The sequence below is a fragment of the Microbacterium sp. M3 genome (assembly GCF_033548675.1).
Taxonomy (GTDB): domain Bacteria; phylum Actinomycetota; class Actinomycetes; order Actinomycetales; family Microbacteriaceae; genus Microbacterium; species Microbacterium arthrosphaerae.
The window spans coordinates 603,511-609,952 of record NZ_JAWTZT010000003.1 but is presented as its reverse complement, the minus strand read 5'-3'; the positions used below and the strand labels follow the sequence as shown (position 1 = coordinate 609,952).

The following is a 6,442-nucleotide window of genomic DNA, read 5'->3' as shown; positions in this document are numbered from 1 at the left end:
CTCCGACGTGGTGGAGATCTCCGATCTCGTGGCGCGCGCGCGTCGCCCCAGCGCGCCTCGGCGGGTCGGATCACGATCGTGCAACAAGTACATACCGCCCGGTCGGTTTCTGCGATACAGTGGGCCCACCCGACACGAAGAGGTGCCGATGACCCCCCAGCAAGCCCCGCCGCCGTCGTCCGACGGACGTGCGAGCGCCGCCGCGAGCCCGACGGCCACGCCCCTCGCCGCGCTCGACTCTGCCGCCGCCTCGAGCCCCGCGGCCACGCCCGTCTCCGCGCTCGACTCTGCCGCCGCCCCGAGCCCGACGGCCACGCCCCTCGCCGCGCTCGACTCTGCCGCCGCCCCGAGCCCGACGGCCCCGCCCGTCTCCGCGCTCGACTCTGTCGCCGCCCCGAGCCCGACGGCCCCGCCCGTCTCCGCGCTCGACTCTGTCGCCGCCCCGAGCCCGACTGCTACGCCCCTCGCCGCGCTCGACTCTGCCGCCGCCCCGAGCCCGACGGCCACGCCCGTCGCCGCGCTCGACTCTGCCGCCGCCCCGAGCCCGACGGCCACGCCCGTTGCCGCGCTCGACTCTGCCGCCGCCCCGAGCCCGACAGCCACGCCCGTTGCCGCGCTCGACTCTGCCGCCGCCCCGAGCCCGACAGCCACGCCCGTTGCCGCGCTCGACTCTGCCGCCGCCCCGAGCCCGACGGCCACGCCCGTTGCCGCGCTCGACTCTGCCGCCGCCGCCGCCGAACCCGCCGCCGCCGCGCACAGCGGCCGCGCGCCCCGCCTCGAGGTCGTCGACCTCACCGTCTCGTTCGGCGGGCTCACCGCCGTCGACGCGGTGTCGTTCGACGTCCGGCCGGGCGAGGTCGTCGCCCTCATCGGGCCGAACGGCGCGGGCAAGACCACGGTCTTCAACGCCGTCTGCGGGCTCGTGCGGCGCAAGGGCGGCATCCGCATCGACGGCGAGCCCGCGCCACGGCGGACCTCGGGTCTCGTCGCGCGGGGCGTCTCGCGCACGCTGCAGGGGCTCGGGCTCTTCGCCGGCCTCACCGTGCGCGAGAACGTGCTGCTCCCCGTCGCCGGCCTGCGCGACGCCGACGAGCGCGTCGCGGCGCAGCTGCGCGACCTCGAGCTCGAGGGAATCGCCGGGCGGCCGGTGTCGGCGCTGTCGTACCCCGACCGCAAGCGCGTCGCCCTCGCCCGTGCGCTCGTCACCGGACCGCGCCTGCTGCTGCTCGACGAGCCCGCCGGCGGCCTCGGTGCCGACGACATCGCGGCGCTCGCCGACGTCGTCCGCCGCGTCGCGGCCGACGGCTGCGCGGTGCTCCTCGTCGAGCACCATGTCGACTTCGTGATGAGCCTGGCCGACCGCATCGTCGTGCTCGACTTCGGCCGCGTGATCGCCCGCGGCACGCCCGACGAGGTGCGCGTCGACCCGCGGGTCGAAGAGGCCTACCTCGGCGTGAAGGCCGGCGCATGACCGCCGCCCCGTCGACCGCAGCCCGCGTCCGCGGCGGCGCGCTCGAGATCCGTGACCTCACCGTCGGCTACGGTGGCGCGCCGGTGCTCCACGGCGTCGGGTTCGCCCTCGCGCCGGGTGAGGTCGTGGCGCTCCTCGGGGCCAACGGCGCCGGCAAGACCACCCTCCTGCGCGCGCTCGCAGGGCTCGTGCCCGCGGCATCCGGAACCCTCACGCTCGACGGTGACGCGCTCACGGGCCTGCGCACCGAAGACCGCGCGCGCCGCGGCCTCGCCCTCGTGCCCGACGGGCAGAGCGTCGTGGCCGAGCTCACGGTCGACGAGAACCTGCGGCTCGGCGCACTCTGGCGCCACCGGGGCGCGGCGCGCGAGCGCGCGGTCGCCGACGTCTACGAGCTGTTCGAGCCGCTCGCCCGGCGCCGCACCAGCGCGGGGCACCAGCTCTCGGGCGGCGAGCGGCAGATGCTCGCCCTCGGCCGCGCGCTCATCGCCGACCCGGTGCTGCTGGCGCTCGATGAGCCCTCGCTCGGGCTGGCACCGCTGGTCGTGGCGCAGCTCATGGGGACGCTGCGGGATGCCGCGGCCCAGCGCGGGCTGACGGTGCTGCTCGCCGAGCAGAACGTCACGAGCGCCCTCTCGATCGCCGACCGCGGGGTGGTGCTCGACCTCGGGCGCGTCGTCGCCGATGCCCCCGCGGCTGCGCTCGCCGCCGACGAGACCCTCCGACACGCCTACCTGGGATTCTGATGGACCGACTGCTCTTCCTCCTGGCCACCGGCCTCGCGCGCGGCGCGATCTTCGCGCTGTTCGCGCTCTCGCTCGTCCTCATCTGGCGGGCGGCCCGCATCGTGAACTTCGCGCAGGGCGCGATGGCGCTCGTGGCGACATACGCCGCCTTCGCCGTGACCGGTCTCACCGGCTCGTACTGGGCGGGCCTGGCCGCGGGGCTCATCGCCGGCGCCGCCCTCGGCCTGGGCGTCGAACGCGGGATCATGCGCTTCGCGCCGCACTCGAGCCCGCTGTCGGGGGTGATCGTCGCGATCGGGCTCGTCATGGTGCTGCAGTCGCTGCTCGGCATCCTGTTCGGCGCGCAGTACGTGCCGATGCGGGCGCCGTTCGACGACAGTCCGATCATCGTCGGCGGGGTGCCGCTGCTGTCGCCCTACGACCTCTTCGTGCTGGCTGTGGCCCTGGTGGTCATGGGCGCGCTGGCGCTGCTGTTCACCCGCACCTCGCTCGGGCTGCAGCTGCGGGCGTCGGCCTTCGCGCCGGAGGTGTCGCGCGTGTTGGGCGTGCGAGTGGACCGCATGGTGACGGTCGGCTGGATGCTGTCGGCCGCCGTCGCCGCGCTCGCCGCCATGCTCCTGGTTCCCACCGAGCTCGGCCTCAACCCGCACGCGACCGACATGCTCTTCGTCTACGCCTTCGCGGTCGCGGTCGTGGGCGGGCTCGACTCCCCGGTCGGCGCCCTCCTCGGCGGACTGGTCGTCGGCGTCGCCATGACCCTCGTCACCGGATACCTCGGTGCGACCGTCGCACCCATCGGCGTGCTGGTGCTGCTGGTGGGCGTGCTGCTCGTGCGACCAGGTGGGATCTTCTCGCTCCGGGAGGCGAGGAGCGCATGACCCGGCTGCTTCCGTCGCTCCGCGGCATCCCTCGCACCCTCGTCTTCGGCGCGGCCCTCACCGTGCTCGCGATCGGCGGCACGTTCCTGCTCGATCCCTACCGCAACTTCCAGCTCGCCACGATCGCCGCGTACTTCTGCGCCGCCGCCGGTCTCACGCTCCTCATCGGGCAGAGCGGTCAGCTGTCGCTCGGACAGGCGGCGCTCATGGCCGCGGGCGGCTACGGCTATGCGCTCACGGCGAATGCGATGACGGATGCCGGAGTCACCGGCCTGCCGCGATTCCTCGCCGGCATGCTGGCCGCCGTGGTGGTGTCGGGCGCGCTCGGCTGGCTGCTCGGGCTCGCCGCCGCGCGGCTGCGCGGACCGTACCTGGCGGGCGTGACGCTGGCCCTGGTGATCGCAGTGCCGGCCATCGCCGCCGTGTTCTCGGGCGTCCTGCGCGGCGACCAGGGCGTGCAGATCGCCTATGACGGCGTGCCGCCCTTGCTCGAGCGCCTCATCGCGGTGGAGCAGTGGCAGGCATGGGTGGCGATCCTGGTCGCCGGCGTCGTCGTGACGGCGCTCGCCGCGCTCGCGCGCGGCCGGCTCGGCCTGCGCATGCGGGCCGTGCGCGACGACGACACCGCCGCACGGTTGAACGGCGTGCGCGCGGGGCGGGTGAAGGTGTCGGCCTTCACGGTCAGCTCGGTCGCCGCCGGGGCCGGGGGAGCGGTGCTCTGCTTCACCACGCAGTCGGTGAGCCCCGGCGCGTACACGCTCGCGTTCTCGCTGCTGCTCGTCGTGGCGGTGGTGCTGGGCGGTCTGGGGTCGATCGGCGGAGCGGCCATCGGCTCCGCGCTGATCGTGCTGCTCCCGTGGCTGCTCACGACACTCACGGCGGCGCTGCCGGTTCCCGCCGAGCTCGCCCAGCGTCTGTCGGGCAACCTCTCGATCCTCGTCTTCGGGGCGCTGCTCATCGTGGTCATGCTCGTGTGGCCCGGCGGGCTCGCGAGCCTCCGCCGCCGTCGCCGCCGGCCTGCGCGGTCGCCGAAGCCGGCCGATGCCGACCCGGGGTCCGCGGCTGCTCCCGACTCGACCGGCCACAGCGGGCCCGGCGCCGGGGGCCACGCCGCCGCTCCCGACTCGACCGGCCACACCGCGCCGGCCGCCGGCGGCCGCGCCGCCCCGGGCACGACCCGCGACGCGGCCCCGGGCGCGACCCGCGACGCGGCCCCGGATGCCGCCGTGGTCGCGGGCGGCCCCGGGCCGCGGCATCCGTGATTGCTTCCCTCCTCCGCACCATCCACACCACAGAGAAAGAGGTGACCATGTCACAGCACTCCACCGCGCGCCGCGCCGCGGCGTTGGTCGGCGCATCCGCCCTCCTCGTCGCTCTCGCGGGGTGCAGCACGCCCCCCGCCACCGGCGGCGCCGACGAAGCTGTCCCGGGCATCAGCGACGACACCGTGACGATTGGCACGCACACGCCGCTCACCGGGCCCGCCGCCGCCGGCTACGCGTCGATCTCGGCGGCCGCGACGGCGTACTTCGAGTACCTCAACGACAACGGCGGCGTGCACGGCCGGTCGATCGAGTACCTTGTCAAGGACGACGGCTACAACCCGGCCACCACGCAGACCGTCGTGCGCGAGCTCGTGCAGGAGGACGAGGTCTTCGCCATCGTCAACGGCCTCGGCACGCCGACGCACACCGCCGTGCTCGACTACCTCACCCAGAACGAGGTGCCCGACCTGTTCGTTGCGTCGGGTTCGACGAACTGGAACCAGCCCGAGAAGTATCCGTACACGTTCGGATTCAACGCCGACTACGTCGTGGAGGGCGCGGCGCTGGCCCAGTACGCGGCCGACGAGTATCCCGACAAGGTCGTGTGCCTGCTCGGGCAGGACGACGACTTCGGCGACGAGATGATCGAGGGGGCCGAGCTCGCGCTCGGCGCCGACGGGCTCGCGGCCGTCGAGCGGTACTCGGTGTCGAACCAGGACGTCTCGGCGCAGATCGGCGCGATGAAGGCGGCCGGCTGCGAGATCAACATCCTCGGCACGATCAACGGGTTCACCGCGCTCGCGATCGGCACGGCGGCCCAGCTCGGATGGTTCCCGACGTGGTTCTCGTCGTCGTCGGGGGCCAACTACGAGACGCTCGTCGGCTACCTCGGCGAGGAGGTCGGGCCCAAGCTGCTGCAGGGCCTCATCGGTACCAACTACCTGCCCGCGTCGGGCGGCGACTCGGAGTGGGTGTCGCTGTTCCGCGAGATCAACGACGAGTACAACGACGGCGCCGTGTTCGACGGCAACACCGTCTACGGCATGAGCGTCGCGTACCTGTTCGCCGAAGCGCTCGAGGCCGCCGGCGAGAACCCGACGCGCGCCTCGCTCATCGAGGCCGTGCAGTCCGGCGACCTCGGCGGCAACGGCATCCTTCCGCTCTCGTTCGCCGAAGACAGCCACGCCGCCTACCTCGGCGTCGGCATCACCGCCGTCGACCAGGGCGTGCAGGACTACCTCGGCGCCACCTACGCCGTCGAGGGCGGCTCGGTGGCGGCCGTCGACCCCGCGCCGGTCGCGCTGTCGGGTGAGGGCATCCCCGGCTCCTGACCGCCCGGCTCCTGACGGATCCCCCACGCTGAAGGTCCGGACCCACGAGGGTCCGGGCCTTCGGCGTGACAGGGGTTCGCCGGGTCCGGGCCGTTTCCTCGCGTCGCGCCGTCCGCTCCGCAGGTGAACGGGGCTTGTACAGGACGGAATTGGTGGATCTCTCCTGTGGAGGCCCGGTTGACCTGTTGTGGAGGGGCGGATGCCGGGGGCGCCGCCAGCTGTGCCGACTGCAGGTGCCCGTCGGCCACGGCGGCGCAGTCGGGGTGTGCCCGGCCGGGGGTGCGTGCGGCCCTGGCCGCCGGCATCCGTCGCGCCGTCCGCTCCACAGGTGAACCGGGCTTCTACAGGACGGAATTGGCGGATCTCTCCTGTGGAGGCCCGGTTGACCTGTTGTGGAGGGGTGGGATGCCGGGGGCTGTCCGGCACCGCAGGTCGGGGTGTGCCCGGCCGGAGGTGGGCGCGGCCTTGGCCGCCGGCATCCGTCGCGTCGTTCGCTCCGCAGGTGAACCGGGCTTGTACAGGACGGAATCGGTGGATCTCTCCTGTGGAGGCCCGGTTGACCTGTTGTGGAGGGGTGGGATGCCGGGGGCTGTCCGGCGCCGCAGGTCGGGGTGTGCCCGGCCGGAGGTGGGCGCGGCCTTGGCCGCCGGCATCCGTCGCGTCGTTCGCTCCGCAGGTGAACCGGGCTTGTACAGGACGGAATCGGTGGATCTCTCCTGTGGAGGCCCGGTTGACCTGTTGTGGAGGGGTG

At 74.0% G+C, this 6,442-nt stretch carries 5 protein-coding genes; all 5 read left to right on the top strand.

Annotated features, from left to right (window positions below):
• The first annotated feature begins 148 nt into the window (after window positions 1-148).
• From R8Z57_RS12360 to R8Z57_RS12340, 5 genes are read left to right on the top strand one after another with little or no spacing between them, the layout of a single operon-like run.
• On the top strand, window positions 149-1,471 hold the full coding sequence (locus R8Z57_RS12360) for an ABC transporter ATP-binding protein (RefSeq protein WP_318354067.1): 1,323 nt from the start codon (window positions 149-151) through the stop codon (window positions 1,469-1,471).
• The gene (locus R8Z57_RS12355; protein WP_318354066.1) at window positions 1,468-2,217 is read left to right on the top strand and encodes an ABC transporter ATP-binding protein; all 750 of its coding nucleotides are present in this window, start codon (window positions 1,468-1,470) and stop codon (window positions 2,215-2,217) included. Before R8Z57_RS12360 ends, R8Z57_RS12355 begins: the two co-directional genes overlap by 4 nt.
• A complete protein-coding gene (locus R8Z57_RS12350; RefSeq protein ID WP_318354065.1) occupies window positions 2,217-3,095 on the top strand; it encodes a branched-chain amino acid ABC transporter permease in 879 nt (292 codons plus the stop codon). Before R8Z57_RS12355 ends, R8Z57_RS12350 begins: the two co-directional genes overlap by 1 nt.
• Window positions 3,092-4,357 carry a branched-chain amino acid ABC transporter permease gene (locus R8Z57_RS12345; RefSeq protein ID WP_318354064.1) on the top strand — a complete coding sequence of 422 codons (1,266 nt, stop codon included), beginning with the start codon at window positions 3,092-3,094 and terminating at the stop codon, window positions 4,355-4,357. The genes R8Z57_RS12350 and R8Z57_RS12345 overlap by 4 nt, the downstream gene beginning before the upstream one ends.
• Before the next feature lie 47 nt (window positions 4,358-4,404).
• Window positions 4,405-5,691, top strand: coding sequence for an ABC transporter substrate-binding protein (locus R8Z57_RS12340; protein ID WP_318354063.1), 1,287 nt, complete (start codon window positions 4,405-4,407; stop codon window positions 5,689-5,691).
• Window positions 5,692-6,442: the final 751 nt, after the last annotated feature.